A 21,827-nucleotide genomic window follows, 5' to 3' on the forward strand; every position below is an offset into this window, starting at 1 on the left:
TAAATAATGAATTCTTGGTGTAAAAATTTTGAACTACTTATAAAATCAAGAACCCCACTAATTTGGATTAAGACTAAAGAAGAAGAAAGATTAGAAAAAATTATCAATTATTCGATTGAAAGACTAAACATAAAAAGATTTGTTTGTTGGGATTGTGTTAACGGAATCAAAGGATTATTAAATGAAAAAGGAAAATTCTCTAACAATCCATTAGGAGTGCTTAATTGGCTAAAGGAACAAAATCCTGATATGTCGACAATATTATTAGTAAAAGATTTTCATAAATTTTATGAAGATCCATCTATAAATAGGACTATTAAAGAATTATCTTCTGTGCTTAAAGAAACTTGTAATAATTTAATTATTAGTTCTCATTTGTTTCCATCATCCGAAGAGCTTGATGAACTAATGACGATTTTAAACTTGCCTTTGCCTGATCAAAAAGATTTGAAAAATCTAATAAAAAAAATTGCTATTAATACTAATTCAAATCTTAATGAACAAGAGCTAAATGAACTATCTATAGCTGCAAGTGGATTAACCGAAATAAAGGTAAAGCAAGTTACTGCAAAAGCACTTGCTCAAAGGGGGAAAATAAGTAAAGAAGATATTAAAGATATTCTTGAAGAAAAAAAACAAGTCATCGCTAGAAGTGAAGTTTTAGAATTTTTCGAGGCTAACTCAAGTCAGGATGATATTGGTGGCTTAAATGTTTTAAAAGTTTGGCTTAATCAAAGATATAGGGCTTTTTCTAAAGAAGCAAGAGACTATGGACTACCTATCCCAAAAGGAGTTTTACTAGTAGGAGCGCAAGGAACCGGTAAATCACTTACTGCAAAATCTATTTCCAAGAGTTGGTCTATGCCTCTTCTCAGGTTAGATGTGGGAAGACTATTTTCTAGCCTTGTTGGTTCAAGCGAGGCGAGAACAAGAGAAACGATATTAAGAGCTGAGGCCATGTCTCCTTGTATTCTTTGGATCGATGAAATTGATAAGGGGTTTGGGGGTGATGCAAGAAGTGATGGAGGTACAAGTCAAAGAGTTTTAGCAAGTTTGCTTACTTGGATGGCAGAAAAAGAATCTGCCGTATTCGTGATTGCCACTGCTAATGCTATAGATAAACTTCCTGCGGAATTATTAAGAAAGGGTAGATTTGATGAGATATTTTTTCTTGATTTACCAAATTCTGAAGAAAGATTAAATATTCTTGATTTGCACTTAAAAAAAAGAAGACCTAGTTACAGTTTTCCTCTCTCCACAATTATTGACAGAACAAATGGATTTTCTGGAGCAGAGCTTGAACAAGCTGTAATAGAAGGAATGCACATTTCATTTTCTGAAAATAGAGAGCTTATGGAGAAAGATTTAATAAAGGCAGTTTCTGAATTAGTTCCCTTATCCAGAACAGCTAAAGAACAAATTGATTTACTAAAAAGTTGGTCCTCTACAGGGCGGGCTCGTTATGCGTCGTAACTAAATTCTAATTTATAAAAAATAGAAAATAAGTTAGGAATCATTAATTTAGTTAATTTTTCATCAAAAATCCCTAATAATGAATGGATATTAACTATCTTGATTAAGGTATTAAAAAAAAAAAAGAGTGTTAGATCAAAAATTAATAAGAGAAAATCCGAAATCTGTTGAAGAGAATTTATCCTTAAGAGGAAAACCTTATAAAATATCTCACATACATGAACTAACTGTTAAGAAAAAAGAAATTGATATAGAAATATCCAGCCTCCAATCTGAGAGTAAAAAATTAAGTAAATTAATTGGTCAAGAAATCAGAAAGTCTCAAAACAATGATTCACCAGAACTTAAAAATTTAAAAAAGAAAGGAAACGAATACAGAATTAAAATTTCTAAATTGGAGGAGAAAAAAAGAATATTAGATAAACAAATACATAGTGAGATTTATAATTTACCAAATTTCCCTAGCAAAGATACACCAGTTGGTACAGATGAAAGTGATAATGTCCAATTAAAAACTTGGGGAGATCCGTTGATAAAAGAGAATCTTAAATCTCACTGGGAGATAGGAGAAAATCTTAATCTTTTTGACTCCATAAAATCAACAAAAATATCAAAAAGTCGTTTTATTACACTTATTGGTAATGGTGCACGATTAGAGAGGGCATTAATAAATTTCATGCTCGATATGCATACTAAAAATGGTTATTTAGAGTTAATACCTCCAGCTTTAATAAATTCAGAAAGTCTTACAGGATCTGGTCAATTACCTAAATTTTCAAATGAAAGTTTTAAGTGTTCTAATGACGATTTATGGCTTTCCCCAACAGCTGAAGTACCACTTACCGCTTTTCATAAAAATGAGATTATTGATCCCGAACAGTTACCTATTAAGTATGTTGCATATAGCCCATGTTTCAGAAGAGAAGCTGGTAGTTATGGAAGGGATACTAAAGGTTTAATAAGACTCCATCAGTTTAATAAGGTTGAATTATATTGGTTTTGTGATCCAAGTAAATCTATAGAAGCTCATAAAAAAATCACTTCAGATGCAGAAAGCATTTTAAAAAAGCTCAATCTACCCTACAGATTAATAGATATTTGTACTGGAGACTTAGGCTTTTCTTCAAGTAGAACTTTTGATCTTGAAGTCTGGTTACCAAGTAGTAAATGTTATAGAGAAATTTCAAGTTGTAGCAATTGTCTAGACTTTCAAGCACGCAGATCATCAATAAGAACAAAACTTGACAAAAAAAATAAATATTTACATACCTTAAATGGTAGTGGCCTTGCTATTGGAAGAACGATGGCTGCGATTCTTGAGAATGGCCAACAAATAGATGGGAGCGTTAAGCTTCCAGATTCTCTAGTTCCTTATTTTGGATCAAATTTGTTAAAAAATGCTTAGTATAAAAAAATGAATGTTTTAACCTCAATAACAGTTCTGGGATTTCTCATTTTTTTTCATGAGATGGGCCATTTTCTTGCAGCAATTTTACAGGGAATTTATGTTAATGGATTTTCAATTGGTTTTGGACCCTCAATAATTCAGAAAAAATATAAAGGTATCACTTATTCCTTTCGAGCCTTTCCTCTTGGGGGATTTGTTTCTTTCCCTGATGAAGAAGTAAATAATATTGACCCTAAAGATCCAAATCTTTTAAAAAATAGACCGATAATTCAAAGGGTTATTGTAATCTCTGCTGGAGTATTCGCTAACCTAATTCTTGCATACACTATTTTAATTATAAATGTAACTACAATAGGTATCCCATTTGATCCTGAACCCGGAATTTTAGTTTTAGCTACACAGCCTGATAAGTCTGCTTCTATTGCTGGCTTAGAAGCAGGAGATAAAATATTAGAAATTGAAACTATTACTTTGGGAGCTGGTGATCAAGCTGTTTCCACTTTAGTAAAAAAGATTCAAAATTCATCAGATGAGTCAATTTCAATAAAGATTGAAAGAGATGGGATTTTTAAAGATTTAAATTTGGTACCAAAGAATGTTGAAGGCAAAGGGACAATAGGTGCTCAATTACAGCCTAATATAAGAAAAGAAACTAAAAAAACAAAAAACATTTACGAACTTTTTAAATACACCAACAATGAGTTTTCATCACTTTTAGTAAAAACAATTCAAGGTTATAAAGGGCTAATAACAAATTTCTCCTCAACAGCTCAACAATTAAGTGGGCCAGTTAAGATAGTTGAAATTGGCGCTCAACTATCTCAACAAGGAGGAACAGGGATATTATTATTTGCTGCTTTAATTTCTATTAACTTAGCAGTTCTAAACTCATTGCCTTTACCTCTATTAGACGGCGGACAACTTGTTTTTACTTTAATTGAAGGTTTGAGGGGGAAGCCTGTACCACTTAAGGTGCAAATGGTTGTTACTCAATCCAGTTTTTTCCTTTTAGTTGGACTCAGTGTTTTACTAATTATTAGAGATACTAGTCAACTTTTAATCGTTCAAAAATTATTAAACCAATAAATAAATTTTTAAAATTGTTAGTCAAGCTGTTAATATATTAGGTAGTTTAAAGATTCTATTAAATGGCGAAAAAGTCCATGATTGCAAGAGAGGTCAAACGCAAAAAGCTAGTGAAGAAATATGCTGCGAAAAGGAAATCATTATTAGATGAATTTAATGCTGCAAAAGATCCAATGGAAAGATTAGAAATACATAGAAAGATTCAGGCTCTACCAAGAAACTCTGCTCCAAATAGAGTAAGAAATAGATGTTGGGCGACTGGTAAACCAAGAGGCGTTTACAGAGATTTTGGTCTTTGTAGAAATCAGTTGAGGCAAAGAGCTCATAACGGTGAACTTCCTGGGGTGGTTAAATCAAGTTGGTAGTATAAGTCCTTTATTTAAATATTATATTTTCTACCGAAAGACTACTAACCAAATAAATTAATATCAATTTTTAGGACATTTTTAAAATTTTTATAGCGTATCTAAATAATTCACTCAATATGTCCCTATAAAATGTAAGAATAAATCATGTATAGATTTATAATTTAAAAAGTGGAAGGACAAAATAAGTCGATCACGTTTGACGGACGAGAGATACGACTAACTACAGGACTATATGCTCCTCAAGCAAGTGGATCAGTAATGATTGAGTGTGGAGACACTTCTTTATTGGTTACAGCGACTAAAACTACCAAAAAAGATGTTGCTGACTTTCTACCTCTAATATGCGATTACGAGGAAAAGTTATATGCTGCAGGAAGGATTCCAGGAGGTTTCATGAGAAGAGAGGGTCGTCCTCCAGAAAGAGCGACCTTGATTTCAAGATTAATTGATAGGCCAATGAGGCCACTTTTTCCATCATGGATGAGAGACGAGATACAAATTGTTGCCTCTTGCCTTTCTCTAGATGAAAGAGTTCCGCCTGATGTTTTAGCTGTTACTGGGGCTTCAATAGCAACTTTACTTGGGGAGATACCATTTTATGGGCCAATGGCTGCAGTTCGAGTTGGGCTCATAGGAGATGATTTCATTTTAAATCCAAGCTATAGGGAAATAGAGAAAGGAGACTTAGATATTGTTGTTGCAGGATCACCTGAAGGTATTGTCATGATTGAGGCAGGTGCCAACCAGTTATCAGAGCAAGATACTATCGAAGCAATAGATTTTGGATACGAAGCTGTTACTGAACTTATTAAATCTCAAGAAGATTTACTAAAAGACTTAGGAATAAAACAGATTAAGCCATCGGATCCTGAAGAGGATAAAACATTAGCTACATATTTGGAAAAAAACTGCTCAAAGCCTATAGATATTGTTCTAAAGAAATTCGACCATTCAAAAGAAGAGAGAGATCTTGAACTTGAAAAGATTAAAATTGAAACTCAAGAAAAAATTGAATCTTTGAAAGATGACAACCAACTAAAAGCTTTATTATCAGATAATGATAAGTTGTTAAGTTCCGACTTTAAAAAACTTACGAAGAAATTAATGAGGGCCCAAATCATTAATGATGGCAAACGAGTTGACGGTCGTGAACTAGATGAAGTGAGAAAAATTACAGCATCTGCTGGTATACTTCCCAAAAGGGTACATGGTTCAGCCTTATTTCAAAGAGGTTTAACTCAGGTTTTATCTACTGCCACTCTTGGAACTCCAAGCGATGCTCAAGAGATGGATGATCTTAACCCAAGCACAGAAAAAACATATTTGCATCACTACAATTTTCCACCATATTCTGTTGGAGAAACTAGACCGATGAGAACTCCTGGCAGAAGAGAAATTGGTCATGGATCACTTGCTGAAAGAGCAATCATTCCAGTTCTGCCAGGCAAAGAAACATTTCCATATGTGCTAAGAGTTGTTAGTGAAGTTTTAAGTTCCAATGGCTCAACTTCTATGGGTTCAGTTTGTGGAAGCACACTCTCACTATTAGATGCGGGAGTTCCTTTAAAAGCTCTTGTAAGTGGTACTGCTATGGGGTTAATTAAAGAAGGGAAAGAAGTTCGAATTCTCACAGATATTCAAGGAATTGAAGATTTTCTTGGAGACATGGATTTCAAAGTTGCAGGAACTGAAAAGGGAATAACTGCTTTACAAATGGATATGAAAATTACAGGTTTGCCCGTTTCTATTATTTCTGATGCAATCAAAAAAGCTCGACCTGCTAGATTACATATCCTTGAAAAGATGCAAGAGGCAATAAATAAACCTCAAGAATCCTTATCTCCCCATGCCCCAAGACTCTTAAGCTTTAGGATTGACCCTGAGCTCATAGGAACTGTTATTGGACCAGGCGGTAGAACTATAAAAGGGATTACTGAAAGAACTAACACAAAAATTGATATTGAAGATGGCGGAATAGTTACTATCGCATCCCATGATGGAGCCGCTGCAGAAGAAGCTCAAAAGATAATAGAGGGATTAACAAGGAAAGTCCACGAAGGAGAGATCTTTTCTGGAGTTGTTACTCGAATTATTCCAATTGGTGCTTTTGTGGAAATCCTCCCAGGGAAAGAAGGAATGGTTCATATATCTCAACTTTCTGAAGCTAGAGTAGAAAGAGTTGAAGATGTAGTAAGACAAGGTGATGAAGTAACTGTAAGAGTTCGAGAAATTGACAGTAGAGGCAGAATTAACCTTACTTTGAGAGGTGTTTCTCAAAATAGTGGCATGTCTTATCCAGAACCAACCCCAACACCAGTAGCACCATTGAATTAAATTGGGTAAATATTGTTTTTTTTGATTATTTCTCTCACTTGGTTGCAAACACTTTTGTGATTGTTTTTATTGTTGGAAGCAATAATTATTCCAGGATGCTCAAAACTCTTACTATTATATATAAGTTCCTCGTTGTATATAGTAGTTATAGCACCCCCGGCAGCTTTCAAAATAGCTTCCGGCGAAGCAAAATCCCAATCTTTTGGAGAACTTTGCCCAGGCATACTCAAAGACATATAAATATCACTTTCTCCTCGAATAATTGAAGCAACCTTACACCCAATACTTCCCATAACAATAATTTTCTTGAAATTAATTTTATAAATTAATTCTTTTAATTTTTCATTTCTGTGATTCTTACTTGTTACTAAAGACATATCTTTGAGATCTCGTTTCTCTGAAATATTAATCTTTTTTCTTAAGCCTTCTTTGTTTTCACAAAAAAGTTGATCTCCATGTGCAATCCATAATTCATCTCTCTCTGGAATCAGTACTACTCCTAATATAGGTTTTTGATTATAATTTAAGGCCAAATGCATTGCATAATTTTTAGTCCCTTGAACAAAATCTTTTGTTCCATCTAAGGGATCAAGAATCCATAACCATTCGGCATCAGTATCAATGCAATCATTTGAAATTTTGACGCTCTCTTCACTTAAAATTGACCAATTTATGTTCATATATTTTTCTTTAATTCTTTTAATAATCAATTCATTTACTTTTAAATCGGCTAATGTAACAGGATCCTCATCATTATTATTTTTGATAATATCTTTTTTTTGATAGTTATCTTTAATCCTTTTTGAATAAAATAACAAAATTTCTGCAGCTTCCCAGCTGAAAATCCTTAGATCCTCGATAAGATTATCAATATCTACTCCAAAAGGTAATTTAATCACTAAATGAAAAATAATTATCCATTATCACACAGAAGTCAAGAACCGGAAAGTGGTGTCTTATATATGGTTGGAACACCTATTGGTAATTTAAATGATCTATCTTATAGAGCCATAAACATTCTTAAAAATGTTTCTTTAATTGCCTGCGAGGATACTAGGCATACAAGAAAAATAATGAATAAGTTTAATATTACTAATAACCTTATAAGCTGTAATAAGCATAATTCATTTAGCAAAATCCCAAGAATAATTAAAGATCTTAAGGAAAGTAAATCAATAGCCCTTGTAAGTGATGCAGGTATGCCTGGGATTTGTGATCCAGGAGAGAATATCGCTAAAGCAGTTAAATTACAGGGATATGATGTTATATGCGTACCTGGTCCTTGTGCTGCCCTAACTGCACTGATCTCTAGCGGCATGCCTTCATCAAGTTTTATATTCGAAGGTTTTCTACCAAGAAAAAAGATTGAAAGAGAAAAAATTCTTACGGAAATCAGCAACCATGAAAAAACAACAATAATATTTGAATCCCCACATCGTCTCAAAAAATTGTTGAGAGAATTATCAGAATATTGCGGAGGTGAAAGAGAAATTGAAATATCTCGAGAATTAACAAAAAAATTTGAAGAACATATTGGGAATAACTTAAAGAATGCAATAAGTTTTTTCGAAAAAGAAGAAGTAAAGGGCGAAATAACAATTGTAATTAAAGGCATTGCTAAAGCAAAAGGTCTAGATTTTCAGGAATCAAACCTTAAGAAAGAACTAAAGGATTTGCTTAATGCAGGTTTAAGTTTATCTTCAGCTTCAAAATATTTAGCAAAAAAAACAGGCATTAAAAAAAGCGTTATTTATGATTTAAGCTAAAATTTTATAAATGTAAAAAATATGATTTTGCCTCTAAGAAAAACATTTTTAACACTTTTATTCAACTTATCCCTTTTTTTGATGCTAATCGTTGGAATACAAAATAATTCCAATAGAAGTAAAGTTGATTTTCTACTTGATAAAACTATAAATCTTCCCATTAGTTTTATAGTAGGAACAAGTTTTATAAGTGGATCGATTTTGGGAGGCCTTTTAAATATAAAATTTGACAGCAGGAATTAATTTCAAAGAGCTATTAAAGAGCCAGAACTAACAATCCTTGTGATACCTTTTGAAATCAAAAATGGGGCTGCAATTTTGAATACATTAGAATTAGGTACCTTCAGTACTTTTTGTTCCTTATTACAAAACCTTTTTGCAACTTTTAAGTCAAAATATATTTCAATAGATTTTCGATTCAAATCATCAGTAGGAAGAAAATCCCATTCTGGAAAATCTTTCAATAATTTAACTTCTAACTCAATCTTCTTATCTACGATCATATAAACAATTTGAGGAAAATCAATATCGGAAATAGGCACAGAAGAAAACTCCTTTCGAGGGGCATTATCAATTTCAAAATTTAGAGGAGTAATTTCCAAGAAGGATGAATCTGGGTAGAAATCCTTTTCATTAGCAATTTGAAAAGATTTTTTATGCTCCTGGACATCACCCTCTTTATAGCCTTCTTCATTTTTTAGAGAATTGACTTCTTTTTTTTTCTCAGAATCTTCAAGAATATTTTTTTTAATTAATTTTTTATTAGATTTTTTTAATTCTTCATAACTTGCCTCTCCAAGATTTATCTTCAGATTTCTTATGGTGGTAGTTCTTGTACAATTAAATTCTGCAGAAAGAACTTCAATAGTTTTTCCATCTTTAAAACCTTGAGTCATTTCACCTTTTTGTTTTTCGGTAAGTCTTTTGGCCAAGTTAATATAAGAACATCAAAACTATAATAAAGAAAATTTGGAATAAAAAGAATTATTTTTGAGATACTTTATCTAATAAATAATATAAATTAAGGAATACTTTGTTTGTTTAGACCTTTCCGTTCAGATATAATAGAGAGATGCTTCCTTAGCTCAGCTGGATAGAGCAACTGCCTTCTAAGCAGTGGGCCGCAGGTTCGAATCCTGCAGGAAGCGTTAAATTTAAAACTAAAAAACATCAAAAAAGAACTAAAATAAATGTTTTTTATAGATTCAGAGAATAAAATCATGCTCTCCAAATAATATATGCTTAAAAAAATAAATTTTTTTAATCAAGGGGGACTAAGTTTAAGTAAAGTCGGTTTGAAATTCCTATATATAGGAGTTTTCCTATTACCATCAGCACCAGTTATTGCTGGATTTACACTATTTATATCTTTATTATTTAGTAATAATAATAACCCAATTAATTTTTTTAGAGAAAGAAAAAATAATGTGTTTATTATTGTTTCTTTATTAATGATTTTAAGTTGCATATATAATAGTTTTATCAATCCAATTTTTAATCAAAAAGAAACTGGGAATTTATCATGGATTAGTTTGATTAATTGGATTCCATTTTTTTGGTGTTTTTGGGGATTTCAGCCTTATCTTGAGAAACAGAAGGTGAGAAGAATGGTCGGAAAATTGTTAGTTATTGGTTCAATACCAGTAATAATTTCTGGTTTTCTCCAATATTTCTTTAACGTGACAGGTCCATTTCAAATATTAAACGGATTAATTATTTGGTACCAAAAGCCAATAATTTTAACAGACGGATTAACAGGACCATTTAATAATGCTAATTATGCTGGATCTTGGTTAACACTTGTTTGGCCCTTTTCTCTTTATTACTTTCTGATAAATACGAAAAAATCTAAAAGACTTATTACTGCGATAATTTGTTCTTTATTAATAATTTCTATTTTGCTGACCAACTCGAGAAATTCATGGCTAGGAATGTTGATTTCAATTCAAATAATGCTGGGCTTTGAAACAATATTTTTTCTAATTCCTTTAATTTTATTATCTTTCATCATTTTAACTTTTCTTATTTCTGTATTACCAACCTCAATAAGAAATGATTTTGTTTCCTTTATTCCTATCAATATATTTAATAATTTTCCAGATTCATCAATTGAGTTAAGTGAAGCGTATCCAAGACTTGAAATATGGAGATTTACTATCGAAAATATTCTTAAAAGACCTCTTCTTGGATGGGGTGGAGGTTCTTTCCCCATTGTTTATGAAACACTTAAGGGCAAATGGATTGGGCATCCACATAATATTATTTTTGAAATTGCCTTTAATTACGGAGTAATAACTGCAGTCATTCTTTCTTCAAGAATTTCACTCTATTTATACAAATATTATAAATTAATAGCAAATTACGCAGTATTAAAAATCAATAGTATTAAAAATAATTTAATTTTCGAAAAAGCTTGGTTTTCATCAATTTTATTTATTACTTATTCACATCTATTTGATATGCAGTATTTTGATTTAAGAATAAGTATTATGTCGTGGATCTTATTAGCAGGTATAAGAGCTGCAATGATTTAAAATCATTTTACTGATAATAATTATTTATATGAGTGTTGAGGTTAAAACAATTTGTTGTATTGGAGCTGGATATGTAGGAGGGCCTACGATGGCCGTAATTGCTGATAAATGTAAATACTTAAAGGTCATAGTTGTTGATTTAAATAAAGATAAAATTGATTCTTGGAATGACGAGGACTTAACAAAATTACCTGTTTACGAACCAGGATTAAAAGATTTAATAAAAAGATGCAGAGGTAAAAATCTATTTTTTAGCACAAACATACAGCAATCAATTGCTCAATCAGATATGGTTTTCATTTCTGTAAATACACCCACTAAAAAAAGAGGTCTAGGAGCTGGAGAAGCGAGTGATTTAAAATATATTGAGAGTTCTGCAAGATCAATTGCTGAATTTGCTGTTGGGCATACAATAGTTGTTGAAAAAAGTACAATCCCAGTCAAAACAGCTGAAGTTATCAAAACTATACTTTTTTCTTCACAAAAAGGACTAGAAAATAAGCCTTCAAAGTCTTTTACTGTATTATCAAGTCCAGAATTTTTAGCAGAAGGTACTGCCATAGATGATTTAATTAACCCAAGCAGAGTATTGATTGGAGGTGAGAGTAAAGATTCAATAAATGCATTAGTAAATATATATAAAAACTGGGTAAGTGAAGAAAAAATTATAAAAACAAATATCTGGAGCTCAGAGTTATCAAAATTAACAGCCAATGCCTTTTTAGCTCAAAGGATAAGTTCAATTAATTCTATTTCAGCATTATGCGAAAAAACTGGTGCAGATATATCAGAAGTAGCAAAAGCAGTTGGGATGGACTACAGGATTGGTAGGCACTTTCTAAAATCAGGCCCTGGATTTGGAGGGAGCTGTTTTAAGAAGGATATTTTAAATTTGGTTTATATTTGCAAATTATACGGTTTAAATGAGGTAGCAAATTACTGGCAAGAAGTTTTAAAAATAAACCATTGGCAACAAAACAGACTTACAAATATCATCGTAAAGAAATTATTTGGAACGGTAACAAACAAAAAAATTGGAATCCTAGGTTTTGCTTTTAAAGCCGATACAAATGATACGAGAGAATCGCCCGCTATAAATATTTGTTCCAATTTATTACTAGAGGGGGCAAAGTTATCCATTTACGATCCAAAAGTTAAATTTCAGGAAATATCCGATTCTTTAAATGATCTAAATAATGCACAGGACCATACAATTAAAATTAAAGATAGTATTTTCACGGCTTCATCTTTTGAGCAACTAGCAAATGGCTCAGATGCAATTTTAATTTTAACTGAATGGGTTGAATTCAAGAACATTGATTGGGTTAAGATATCAAAGTTAATGCGCAAACCATCATGGATTTTTGATTGCAGAGACATAATTGATGTTAATCATTTTGGTGAAAGTGATTTAAATATTTGGAAACTTGGATTTGGATCAAATATGGATAATCAAAAATGAACCAAAATAATTTAAAAGGGATAATTCTTGCAGGGGGTAGTGGTTCAAGACTTGCTCCATTAACAAACTCGCTGAGTAAACAACTTTTGCCAGTATATGATAAGCCAATGATTTACTATCCTTTAAGCACCTTAATGCTTATGGGTGTAAAAGATATCCTTCTAATAACTACATCAAGAGATCAATCTCTTTTTAAGAATTTATTAGGTACAGGCGAGAACTTTGGAATTAAAATTTCCTACGAAGTTCAAGAAGAACCTAAAGGGGTACCACAAGCATTCCTTCTGGCTGAAAAATTTATTGGAAATTCAAAAGTAGTTTTAATACTTGGTGACAATATTTTTTATGGTCATGATTTAACAAATCAATTAGTTAATGCAGCTTCCAAGGATTGCGATGCAACCATATTCGCATATAGAGTTCAAGACCCAAGTAGATTTGGAATTATAAATTTTAATAAAGATAACATTCCTACTTATATAGAGGAAAAACCTAAAGCATCTAAAAGTGATTTCGCAATAACAGGTATATATATTTACAAAAGTAATGTAGTGGAATACGCTAAAAATCTAAAACCATCAGAAAGAGGAGAATTAGAAATTACAGATCTGAATAATATTTATATGAAAGCAAAAAACCTGAATGTAGAGATCTTAGGTAGAGGAATAGCTTGGCTTGATACAGGAACTTTCGAATCATTGCAGGATGCTAGTTTCTTTATAAAAACATTAGAAATGCGCCAAGGATTAAAAATAGGCTGTCCTGAAGAAATTGCATGGAGGTTGAATTACATTGATGATAGAAAATTTGGAGATATTTCTAGAAAATATATTAAGAGCCCATATGGCAACTATTTAAAAAAGATTTTAAAAGAGAAAAAATAGAAAGATAAAATCTTTTTTTATAGAATTTTCTTAAATTTAATTTTTTTAGTTTATGTTATTATGTTAGATCATTACAGAAAGAAAATACTATATAAATTATCCTAAATATGACTAAAAACAAATCAAATACAGTTAATTTAGTTACTGGAGGAGCTGGTTTTCTTGGATCTCACTTAATTGACAGATTAATGAATAAAGGTGAAGAGGTAATTTGCATAGATAACTTTTTTACAGGAGCCAAAAAAAACTTAGTCCAATGGTTTGATAATTCTAATTTTGAATTAATAAGACATGACATAACAAAACCTATCACTCTTGAAGTTGATAGAATATGGCATTTAGCATGTCCTGCTTCTCCAATCCACTACCAATTCAATCCAATTAAAACCGCAAAAACAAGTTTTCTTGGAACATACAATATGTTAGGAATGGCTAAAAGAGTGGGTGCACAATTTCTTCTAGCCAGTACAAGTGAAATATACGGAGATCCAGAAGTACACCCACAACCAGAAAGTTATAGGGGTAACGTCAACCCAATTGGAATAAGAAGTTGTTATGACGAGGGGAAAAGAATTGCTGAAACATTATCTTTTGATTACAAAAGATCTCATAATCTAGATATTAAGGTTGCTAGAATTTTTAATACTTACGGACCAAGAATGCTCCCAAATGATGGAAGAGTAGTAAGTAATTTAATTATGCAAGGATTAAAAAATGAGAGCATGACACTATATGGGGATGGCAAGCAAACTCGTTCTTTTTGCTATGTAGATGATCTTATTAATGGACTTATTAAATTAATGAATGCAAATTTACATGGTCCAATAAATTTAGGAAATCCCAAAGAAATAACCATAATTGAATTAGCAGAAATTATTTCAAAAAAATTAAATATTTCTGAGAAATTTATATTTAAAGACTTACCAAAAGATGATCCTCTACAAAGAAAACCTGTAATTAAAGAAGCTAAAGATAACTTAAATTGGACTCCACTAGTAGATCTTGATCAAGGCCTTGAAAAAACAATAAATTACTTCAAAAATCTTTAAATGAATCAATATGGATAAATATTTATCGCGACAAGAAGTTGAAGATTATTGGGATATTTTAATCAAAAAAGATATAGATCTATTTATTTATTCCTTATCAACAAATAACCTTGCAACAAATTGGGCATTCATTTTTAGGCATAAAATTTTAAAGTTACTGATCCCAAAAGAAGTAAAAATTGGAACACTTGAATTGAATAAAAAATATTGCGAATTGGAATCATTAAGATCAAAATCCAAATCAAACTCTGATTACTTAAGTTTTCATTCAGTAATGATTAGAGATTTAATAAGAAATCTAAATCCAAATAGTTATTGTTTAATTATTGATATAGATGCTTTCCCCCTAAGTACATATTCAATAAAACTTACATTTGTACTTGCTATGCTTAAAGGGATTAATGGTAATATCCAGAGAACTAATTGTATTAATAATGAAGGTCATCTCTTCATAGGTCCCTCCTATATTTGTTTTAATACTGAAGCTATAATAAAGCTAAAGGAAGCAGCCTGGATTGCTAATACAAGATCAGATGTTAGTGAAGAAATTACTTGGGCTAAACCTGAGTTAATTGATCACCACTTATTCAAGCCCATCAGTACTATATTTAAACCTATTTGGGCTTTAGAAGGGGAAAAAAAAATATATGGTATAGGAACAACATTTGGATACAATTATTTACCAATAAACTATCACCATTTTTATTCAAGAAATTTTATTGCAAGAATGCATTTCTTTTTAATAAGTTTTTCAAAATATCTAAAAATAAAATTAACTCATAAGGATGATAAAAAAAATAATTTAAAATTAAAAATCAAGCAGATCTTAATTGAAAGTAAATTTTCGATCAAATATATATTAGGTAGAATTTTGTAATGAACGATATCTCTTTTTATATAATTCACAATAATTCTGAGGATAGAATTGATATAAGAAATCAATTACAAAATCTTGCTAATAATTTAAATATTGATTTTTTTGAAATTTATAGGCAGAAAACTATTTCAAAAGTAAATTTTAATTTCAAGCATAAATTAAAAATCTTAAGAATTTATTCCTTGAGAATTTTTTATAATTTAAAACATAAAAGGGATTTTTCATTTAATTTTTGTTGCTTACTTTTAAAAAGCTTATTAAATCTAAATAAATTCATATTAAATCTTTTTTTTAAAACTAGGAATAAGACTATAGATTCCTATAAGCATTTTACTATCGAATCTTTTGTAACTAAAAAGCATATTAAAGCTTGGGAACACTTCTTAAAAAGTAAGAAAGAAATAATGGTTATATTTGAAGATGATGCCATATGTAAAAAAGATACTGAGAAAAGATTAAAAGAAATTTTTGTGAGATCAAAAAGTTTAGATTTTAATAATTTTTTTGTTGATTTAGCAGGAGGATTAAATTTAAAAGATGTAATCCCAGCTAAGAGAATTAAAAAATATAATGATGAATTTATTCTTCTTGAAGGCATATATACAAATACAGCTTGCAGTTATTTAATTAGTAGGAATCTCATTCAACTATTGTATAAAGAATATCAAGAGACAAAATTAAATAATTATTTCCCAATAGATCACCTCATAAATAAGCTAGGTTTAGAAATTAATAAAACACAAAATATTCTAAGCATGCACTTTCACCATCCTTTATTTACTCATGGTTCCTTTAAAGGTAAAATAAAATCATGGCAAATTTATTAATCTTATATATTGATAATGAATGAATCAAGAAAATAAGTTTAAAACTCCAATATTAATAATAGCTTGGAAAAGACCAAAACAAACTAAAGAATTAATCCAAAAAATAAAACAAATTAATCCTGCTAATTTATATATAGCATGTGATGGGCCAACTAATCAGAATGATATAGAAGAGAATAAAGTCAAAAAAACCAAAGAACTTCTCTTAAGAAGTTTTGAGGAAGTTAAACAAAAAAAGTATCTTTTTAGTAAGAATAATCAAGGCTGTAAACTAGGTGTTTCAAATGCAATAAATTGGTTTTTTGAAAATGAAAAAGAAGGGATAATATTAGAAGATGATTGTATCCCTCATTTGGATTTTTTTAGTTTTTGTCAAGAGATGCTTGAAACATATAGAAATGATGAAAGAATATGGTCTATAACAGGTCATAATCAACAGCATAATACTCATAGAGGGAATGGAACATATTATTTTAGTAAATATCCAAGAAGTTGGGGTTGGGCAACATGGCGAAGGGCATGGGAGAAGTATGATCGAGATATAACTGATTGGCCCAATATTAAATCAAAAGGTATATTAAAAAGTCAACTTAAAAATCAAAGAGAAATAAAGTTTTGGGAAAAAACATTGGATAATATTTATTACTATAATTCACCAAATACTTGGGATTATCAATGGACATTATGTTCTTTCCTGAATTCAGGATTAACAATAGTGCCAAATAAAAATTTAATTAAAAATATTGGTTTTGACGAAGATGCAACCCACACTTTTATGTCAGATATAAATACCTCCTTAGAAATAAATAAGGCAAATAAGCAAATTATTTTTCCTACTATTCATCCTAATTATTTTGTTACTAATATAGAAGCTGATGAGATAGTAGATATTCTGGAATATTCAGGAGGGGACAAACTTTCTAAAATATTCATAATTAAAAAATTTAAAAATTTAAAAATCAAACTTTTAAAATTCATAAAGGTTTTTATTTATAGAAAATGATAAGAATTCTGCACTTATCTTATTGCGATAAAAATTCAGGGGCTGGAATTGCAGCAAACAGAATACACAACTGTATTTGTGATCAAAATGAATTAGGAATCAAAAGTATTTTAAGAATTAATACCCCAGGAAATCATAATTCAAAGACTATTGGCACTAAAAAATCGATATCAATATTTTTTAATTTTTTTAAAAAATATTTAGAGAGAATTCTCATAAAAATCTTTAAATATGATGATAATGTTTTTCATTCTATTTCAGTTTTCCCTTCCTTAAAACATGAAGAAATTAATAATTTAGATATTGATCTTGTGCATATTCATTGGGTACAACATGAGACTATTTCTATCGAAGAGATAGGTAAAATAAAATTTCCTATTGTATGGACACTTCATGATTGTTGGCCCTTCAGTGCTACAGAACATTATCAGAAAGACAATCTTGATCAAAGATATATAAGGGGCTATAAAATAAAAAAATTGTTTAAGCTTTCAGACTATATTGATAAATTATGTTTCTATAGAAAAAAATATAGCTGGGAAAACAATATTAACTTAATTGCTCCAAGTAAATGGATAGCAGATTGTGCTAAAAATTCATTATTGATGAAAGATAGGAAAATAACAGTTATTCCAAATCCAATAAATACTAAAATCTTTAAACCAATTAATAAAAGAAGTGCAAGAGAATCTCTTAAATTAAAACTCAATAAAAAAGTTATATTATTTGGTAGCATCGATGGGGGCGAGGATCCAAGAAAAGGTGCCGATCTTTTAATTGATCTTTTAAAATTTTTAACTTTTAAAAAAAAAGATATTCAAATTGTCATTTTTGGAAAAAAAAATAAATCTCAAAATATTTTTAAAAATACTAATTTTGAAATTATCAATCTTGGAAAAATAAACTCAAGTAATAAAATGTCTATTATTTACTCTGCCGCTGATGTTTTTATAATACCCTCAAGAATAGAATCTTTTGGTCAAACAGCTGCAGAGGCACAAAGTTGTGGGACACCAGTTGCAGGTTTTGATATAGGAGGATTGAAAGATATAATTAAACATGGAGAAAATGGTATTTTAATAGAACCTTTTAATTCAAAAAAATTGGCTTTAGCCTTAGAAAGTTTATTAAAAAAGGAAGATAAGATTTCAAAACTTTCAAAAGCTTCTAGAAAAAATGCATTAGCCAAATGGGACCATAGGAAGGTTGGAAAATCCCACTTAGATTTTTACAAAAATATTCTTGGTTATGGATAAAAAAATTTCAATAAAAAACCTAACAATAATTACCCCCTTTAAAGATAAAAGTACTATAAAACTAAATGAAACAATTTATTGCCTATATAAGCAAAATCTAAATTTATTAGTTCAGCATTTAATTTTGCATGATACTTCTTGCGATAATATTTTAGATACAAAAAAACTATTTCCTTCTAAAAGAAATTATATTATAAAATTTATTCCTATAAATGAAAAAGGAATATACAGTGCAATAAATAAAGGGTTAGATCTTTTAAAAAAAGAAAGTTACTATATTGTCATTGGAGCTGGTGATCAAATTTTTTTAAATAATTTAAAAGAAATTAGTATAAATAAATTACTGATGTGCCAATATAAATTATCAAATAAAAATGAAAATATTAACAAACTTAGGAATCTTTATACAGGTATGCCATATTGTCATAATGCAATCATTTTCAGAGTTAATAATCTAAGATATTCAAAGAAATATTCAATATCCAGTGATTATGATTACTTTCTAAAGTTTATTAAGCATGAACAAATTAATCTTTATAAAAATGATTATTTTAATAAAAAAATCAATATAATATTCGAATCAGAAAGTGGTATAAGTTCAAGATCTATTTTTAAAAAGAACTATGAAAATTTATTTATTCTTTATAAAAACTTCGGTTTTAAATATATATTTTTCTATATATTATTAAAAATAAAAAAATTGATTAAGAATATTTATGAGTAATACCGATATAATAATTCCTTTTTGGGAGGGTTCATCATCTGAGGAGCTTAATAATTCTCTTGAATCATTAAAGAACGAAATTTCTTTAATTAATAAATTAATAATAGTTTTAGATGGAGAAAATTCTTTTTTTAAAATAGAAATTGAAGATATGGATATAAAAGATAAAATTTTATTTATATATTTAAAAAATAATAAAGGTGCAGGCAATGCTAGGAATATTGGATCTACATTCTCAGATGCTGAAAATTTATTATTTCTTGATGCTGGAGATATGTTTATTAAAGATAGAATAGCAAAACAAAATCAGGCCCTAAAAAATAATTATGTCTCTGTTGGAGCAATTAAGGAGGTCAATTCTCTTGGCATAAAAAGAGTTAAATTTTCAAGTAAAAATATAGAATTAGCAAGAAAAGTTTTGCCTTATAAAAATCCATTTAATAATGTAACTATTGGAATAAAAAGAACATTCTTTAATTCCATTGGCGGTTATGGAGATACAAGAATTGGGGAAGATTGGATACTAAGTGGAAAGATATTACATAAAACAGATAAAATCTCTTTTGAAGAGGAAATTTACGTTTTGGTAAATATTAAGGAAAATTTCCTTGAGAGAAGGAGTGGTGCAAAAGTTTACTTAGAAATAAAAAAAAGCCTAGATAAACTTTATGAGTTAAAAATAATAAAACTAAGAGAACTTATTATTTCTAAAGTCATCCAAAAAATTTCTAGAGTTTATTTATCAAAATATTTTTTAACTTTAATCTATAAATTAAGTAGAAAGAACATTAAAAATTAAAGGGTAAAGCATGGTATTTTTCTAAATAAATCCCAATAATAAATACAAATAATGCCAATGATGTCATGATGATTAAATTATTTGTATGAGAAAAAATAAGTAAAATAGAAGTACAAAAGGCATAAATAGTTGATACTTTTGAATGCTTCATTCCTTTTTGGTAGAGCCTTTGATAAAGATGCTTTTTATGTGGCAAAAATATATTCTCCTTATTTCTAATTCTTCTTAAAATACATATCAAGCTGTCCATTAATAATGGAGCAGTTGTTAAAAGTACAATAACCGCTGAATTAAAATCATTTTTTGCAAAAGTTATATAAAATAAAAGTAACCCCAAAAAAGTACTCCCTGAATCTCCCATAAATATTTTTGCAGGAGACCAGTTATAAAAAAGGAATACAAATAATACAATTGGAATGGCAATTAGATCTAAATTATTACTTAAAGAATAATTTAATAATATAAGGAACATATTAATTGCAACTAAGCCGTCAATCCCATCCATGAAATTTATTATATTTACTAATGTCAAGCCTATAAATAAAACTAACAACGAAATGAGAATATTGAAAAATGTAAGATCAGAAAAAAAGTTAAAATTGAAAAACAAAAGAAATGTTAAAAATATATTTATGCTTTGAAAACAAAATCTATATGATTGCTTGATATTAAAAATATCATCTAGAAAACCTATAATTCCAATAGGCAAAAGAATTAAGAGCCTATATTTATTATTCAATAAAACATATATTGTATATATAAGAAGGAATATTATACCTGCACTAGTAGGAATATCTCCAACATGAGAGCTTCTATAAACTGGTCTATCAATAATATATTTTGATATATATTTATAAAATATTTTAAAGAAAAATAACGATAGAATAATATATAAAACTAATTCTTTTGCAATTAGCATAATTTTATATTAACACCTAAATATATTATAATGAATTTCTTTATTTTAAATATTTATGATTAAACTAGGAATATTGATAGAAATAAATTTCATTTAATTAAATATGTTTATAAATCTTAAAATCATTAGTTAACATTTTATTATTGGGATTATATAAAATAGATTGTGATCAGAAAAACATGGTATTTTACTTATCATCATAATCCTAAAGAGAATTGGAGTTTACCAAAAGGATTTGCTAAAGAGCTAGAGAATCAGAATATAAACTTAATAAGTAAAGAAGTAAGTAATCCTAATAATATTGAATTACCTTCTGAGGAAGAAATTGAAAAAAAACAAATCCAAGTAGTCCTAATTTTTTATGCTGGCTACAATGAAAAACTTAATAACAATTTAATTAACTTTAAAAAGGATTTTCCCAAAGTTATTTTAATAAATGAGTTAGGAGATGAGCCTCAAACTAGGAAGCTTAATTACATAAGAGCTGCTTTTTCAGATATTTCTCTTACTCCTGATTATGAATGTTATAAATATTGGAAAGAAAAAAACTTTAATTGTTATTGGTTTACACATTGGGCTGATAGCAGCCTTTTCTATTTGAAAAATCAAGGGAAAAGAAAATATTTTATTGGGACTTCTATGGGTAATAGAAAATATTCATTTATTTTAAAATTATTTCTTGGGAAATTTTTTATAAATAGGAAACTTAAAGATAATGAGAATACTGAATTTTATAATAATACAAACATATCTTTTCAATATGCGAGATGGTCTGAGATCACAAGAAGAATATTTGAATCCGGTGCATGTGGATGTTGCATATTAACTAACAAAATACCAAAAGAAAAAATGTTAGAAAAAATATTTACCCATAACGAAAGCATAATTTTTTATACCAACATTTTCTCATTAATAAAACAATTATTCTTAATCTTAAAAGATAAAAAAAAGATCAAAAGAATTGCAGAGAATTCTTATCATATTATTCAAAATAAACATACTGTAGAAAAAAGAGTTCAAAGATTAATAGAAATTGTAGATAATTATCAACCATAATA

Annotated in this window: 21 protein-coding genes and 1 tRNA gene; 19 read left to right on the top strand and 3 right to left on the bottom strand. The window is 29.1% G+C overall.

Annotated elements, in window-relative coordinates; all coding sequences use genetic code 11:
- Nucleotides 1-6: 6 nt before the first annotated feature.
- The 5 genes from SOI86_RS03715 to SOI86_RS03735 all read left to right on the top strand — a co-directional run bounded on the left by SOI86_RS03715 (nucleotide 7) and on the right by SOI86_RS03735 (nucleotide 6,669).
- On the top strand, nucleotides 7-1,473 hold the full coding sequence (locus tag SOI86_RS03715) for an AAA family ATPase (RefSeq protein WP_320682251.1): 1,467 nt from the start codon (nucleotides 7-9) through the stop codon (nucleotides 1,471-1,473).
- A gap of 127 nt (nucleotides 1,474-1,600) precedes the next feature.
- Complete coding sequence (serS, locus tag SOI86_RS03720; RefSeq protein WP_320682252.1) at nucleotides 1,601-2,878, top strand: serine--tRNA ligase; 1,278 nt, start codon at nucleotides 1,601-1,603, stop codon at nucleotides 2,876-2,878.
- 9 nt (nucleotides 2,879-2,887) lie between these two features.
- Entirely contained in the window at nucleotides 2,888-3,967 is a 1,080-nt protein-coding gene (gene rseP, locus SOI86_RS03725; RefSeq protein ID WP_320682253.1) for an RIP metalloprotease RseP, read from the top strand.
- Between the two features lie 62 nt (nucleotides 3,968-4,029).
- The gene (rpsN, locus tag SOI86_RS03730; protein ID WP_320682254.1) at nucleotides 4,030-4,332 is read left to right on the top strand and encodes a 30S ribosomal protein S14; all 303 of its coding nucleotides are present in this window, start codon (nucleotides 4,030-4,032) and stop codon (nucleotides 4,330-4,332) included.
- 171 nt (nucleotides 4,333-4,503) lie between these two features.
- Nucleotides 4,504-6,669 carry a polyribonucleotide nucleotidyltransferase gene (locus SOI86_RS03735; RefSeq protein ID WP_320682255.1) on the top strand — a complete coding sequence of 722 codons (2,166 nt, stop codon included), beginning with the start codon at nucleotides 4,504-4,506 and terminating at the stop codon, nucleotides 6,667-6,669.
- Here the strand turns inward: SOI86_RS03735 and SOI86_RS03740 are convergent.
- Nucleotides 6,666-7,568 (bottom strand): 3'(2'),5'-bisphosphate nucleotidase CysQ, encoded by a 903-nt coding sequence (locus SOI86_RS03740; protein WP_320682256.1) that lies wholly within the window; start codon nucleotides 7,566-7,568, stop codon nucleotides 6,666-6,668. The two genes, SOI86_RS03735 and SOI86_RS03740, sit on opposite strands and share 4 nt — an antisense overlap.
- 3 nt (nucleotides 7,569-7,571) lie before the next feature.
- On the opposite strand from SOI86_RS03740, the gene rsmI reads away from it, so the two are divergent.
- Together rsmI and SOI86_RS03750 are read left to right on the top strand one after the other, a co-directional pair.
- Nucleotides 7,572-8,435, top strand: a complete 864-nt coding sequence (gene rsmI / locus SOI86_RS03745) for a 16S rRNA (cytidine(1402)-2'-O)-methyltransferase (RefSeq protein ID WP_320682257.1) — start codon at nucleotides 7,572-7,574, stop codon at nucleotides 8,433-8,435.
- Between the two features lie 81 nt (nucleotides 8,436-8,516).
- Entirely contained in the window at nucleotides 8,517-8,678 is a 162-nt protein-coding gene (locus SOI86_RS03750; RefSeq protein WP_320682258.1) for a hypothetical protein, read from the top strand.
- A 2-nt stretch (nucleotides 8,679-8,680) separates the two neighbouring features.
- Here the strand turns inward: SOI86_RS03750 and SOI86_RS03755 are convergent, their stop codons facing one another.
- Nucleotides 8,681-9,367 carry a hypothetical protein gene (locus SOI86_RS03755; protein WP_320682259.1) on the bottom strand — a complete coding sequence of 229 codons (687 nt, stop codon included), beginning with the start codon at nucleotides 9,365-9,367 and terminating at the stop codon, nucleotides 8,681-8,683.
- 142 nt (nucleotides 9,368-9,509) lie between these two features.
- Here SOI86_RS03755 and SOI86_RS03760 point away from each other — a divergent pair.
- The 11 genes from SOI86_RS03760 (at nucleotide 9,510) to SOI86_RS03810 (ending at nucleotide 19,850) form a co-directional block, all read left to right on the top strand.
- Nucleotides 9,510-9,583 (top strand) — tRNA-Arg (locus SOI86_RS03760).
- A 90-nt stretch (nucleotides 9,584-9,673) separates the two neighbouring features.
- A complete protein-coding gene (locus SOI86_RS03765; protein WP_320682260.1) occupies nucleotides 9,674-10,969 on the top strand; it encodes an O-antigen ligase family protein in 1,296 nt (431 codons plus the stop codon).
- Between the two features lie 28 nt (nucleotides 10,970-10,997).
- Complete coding sequence (locus SOI86_RS03770) at nucleotides 10,998-12,431, top strand: nucleotide sugar dehydrogenase (protein WP_320682261.1); 1,434 nt, start codon at nucleotides 10,998-11,000, stop codon at nucleotides 12,429-12,431.
- The gene (gene rfbA / locus SOI86_RS03775) at nucleotides 12,428-13,315 is read left to right on the top strand and encodes a glucose-1-phosphate thymidylyltransferase RfbA (RefSeq protein ID WP_320682262.1); all 888 of its coding nucleotides are present in this window, start codon (nucleotides 12,428-12,430) and stop codon (nucleotides 13,313-13,315) included. Before SOI86_RS03770 ends, rfbA begins: the two co-directional genes overlap by 4 nt.
- Before the next feature lie 107 nt (nucleotides 13,316-13,422).
- On the top strand, nucleotides 13,423-14,364 hold the full coding sequence (locus SOI86_RS03780) for a UDP-glucuronic acid decarboxylase family protein (protein ID WP_320682263.1): 942 nt from the start codon (nucleotides 13,423-13,425) through the stop codon (nucleotides 14,362-14,364).
- Nucleotides 14,365-14,374: 10 nt separating this feature from the next.
- Nucleotides 14,375-15,241: a hypothetical protein gene (locus tag SOI86_RS03785; protein ID WP_320682264.1), complete on the top strand. Its 867-nt coding sequence runs from the start codon at nucleotides 14,375-14,377 to the stop codon at nucleotides 15,239-15,241.
- A complete protein-coding gene (locus SOI86_RS03790) occupies nucleotides 15,241-16,068 on the top strand; it encodes a glycosyltransferase family 25 protein (RefSeq protein ID WP_320682265.1) in 828 nt (275 codons plus the stop codon). The genes SOI86_RS03785 and SOI86_RS03790 overlap by 1 nt, the downstream gene beginning before the upstream one ends.
- Before the next feature lie 19 nt (nucleotides 16,069-16,087).
- A complete protein-coding gene (locus tag SOI86_RS03795; protein ID WP_320682266.1) occupies nucleotides 16,088-17,071 on the top strand; it encodes a hypothetical protein in 984 nt (327 codons plus the stop codon).
- A complete protein-coding gene (locus SOI86_RS03800) occupies nucleotides 17,068-18,327 on the top strand; it encodes a glycosyltransferase (RefSeq protein WP_320682267.1) in 1,260 nt (419 codons plus the stop codon). Before SOI86_RS03795 ends, SOI86_RS03800 begins: the two co-directional genes overlap by 4 nt.
- On the top strand, nucleotides 18,320-19,051 hold the full coding sequence (locus SOI86_RS03805) for a hypothetical protein (protein WP_320682268.1): 732 nt from the start codon (nucleotides 18,320-18,322) through the stop codon (nucleotides 19,049-19,051). Before SOI86_RS03800 ends, SOI86_RS03805 begins: the two co-directional genes overlap by 8 nt.
- The gene (locus SOI86_RS03810) at nucleotides 19,044-19,850 is read left to right on the top strand and encodes a glycosyltransferase (protein ID WP_320682269.1); all 807 of its coding nucleotides are present in this window, start codon (nucleotides 19,044-19,046) and stop codon (nucleotides 19,848-19,850) included. Before SOI86_RS03805 ends, SOI86_RS03810 begins: the two co-directional genes overlap by 8 nt.
- On the opposite strand, the gene SOI86_RS03815 is transcribed toward SOI86_RS03810, so the two are convergent.
- Nucleotides 19,840-20,769 (bottom strand): hypothetical protein, encoded by a 930-nt coding sequence (locus SOI86_RS03815; RefSeq protein WP_320682270.1) that lies wholly within the window; start codon nucleotides 20,767-20,769, stop codon nucleotides 19,840-19,842. The two genes, SOI86_RS03810 and SOI86_RS03815, sit on opposite strands and share 11 nt — an antisense overlap.
- A 165-nt stretch (nucleotides 20,770-20,934) precedes the next feature.
- Between SOI86_RS03815 and SOI86_RS03820 the strand changes: the two genes are divergently transcribed.
- Complete coding sequence (locus SOI86_RS03820) at nucleotides 20,935-21,825, top strand: glycosyltransferase (RefSeq protein WP_320682271.1); 891 nt, start codon at nucleotides 20,935-20,937, stop codon at nucleotides 21,823-21,825.
- Nucleotides 21,826-21,827: the final 2 nt, after the last annotated feature.

This window comes from Prochlorococcus sp. MIT 1314 (assembly GCF_034093315.1).
In the GTDB taxonomy this organism is placed as follows: domain Bacteria; phylum Cyanobacteriota; class Cyanobacteriia; order PCC-6307; family Cyanobiaceae; genus Prochlorococcus_A; species Prochlorococcus_A marinus_Y.

Excerpts from the sequence above, each read along its gene's own strand:
- SOI86_RS03780 (WP_320682263.1), top strand. The coding sequence starts at position 13,423 with ATGACTAAAAACAAATCAAATACAGTTAATTTAGTTACTGGAGGAGCT.
- SOI86_RS03750 (WP_320682258.1), top strand. The coding sequence starts at position 8,517 with ATGCTAATCGTTGGAATACAAAATAATTCCAATAGAAGTAAAGTTGAT.
- SOI86_RS03800 (WP_320682267.1), top strand. The coding sequence starts at position 17,068 with ATGATAAGAATTCTGCACTTATCTTATTGCGATAAAAATTCAGGGGCT.
- SOI86_RS03815 (WP_320682270.1), bottom strand. The coding sequence starts at position 20,769 with ATGCTAATTGCAAAAGAATTAGTTTTATATATTATTCTATCGTTATTT.
- SOI86_RS03805 (WP_320682268.1), top strand. The coding sequence starts at position 18,320 with ATGGATAAAAAAATTTCAATAAAAAACCTAACAATAATTACCCCCTTT.
- SOI86_RS03790 (WP_320682265.1), top strand. The coding sequence starts at position 15,241 with ATGAACGATATCTCTTTTTATATAATTCACAATAATTCTGAGGATAGA.
- rpsN (WP_320682254.1), top strand. The coding sequence starts at position 4,030 with ATGGCGAAAAAGTCCATGATTGCAAGAGAGGTCAAACGCAAAAAGCTA.
- SOI86_RS03785 (WP_320682264.1), top strand. The coding sequence starts at position 14,375 with ATGGATAAATATTTATCGCGACAAGAAGTTGAAGATTATTGGGATATT.
- SOI86_RS03810 (WP_320682269.1), top strand. The coding sequence starts at position 19,044 with ATGAGTAATACCGATATAATAATTCCTTTTTGGGAGGGTTCATCATCT.
- SOI86_RS03795 (WP_320682266.1), top strand. The coding sequence starts at position 16,088 with ATGAATCAAGAAAATAAGTTTAAAACTCCAATATTAATAATAGCTTGG.
- rsmI (WP_320682257.1), top strand. The coding sequence starts at position 7,572 with ATGAAAAATAATTATCCATTATCACACAGAAGTCAAGAACCGGAAAGT.
- rseP (WP_320682253.1), top strand. The coding sequence starts at position 2,888 with ATGAATGTTTTAACCTCAATAACAGTTCTGGGATTTCTCATTTTTTTT.
- rfbA (WP_320682262.1), top strand. The coding sequence starts at position 12,428 with ATGAACCAAAATAATTTAAAAGGGATAATTCTTGCAGGGGGTAGTGGT.
- SOI86_RS03770 (WP_320682261.1), top strand. The coding sequence starts at position 10,998 with ATGAGTGTTGAGGTTAAAACAATTTGTTGTATTGGAGCTGGATATGTA.
- SOI86_RS03715 (WP_320682251.1), top strand. The coding sequence starts at position 7 with ATGAATTCTTGGTGTAAAAATTTTGAACTACTTATAAAATCAAGAACC.
- SOI86_RS03765 (WP_320682260.1), top strand. The coding sequence starts at position 9,674 with ATGCTTAAAAAAATAAATTTTTTTAATCAAGGGGGACTAAGTTTAAGT.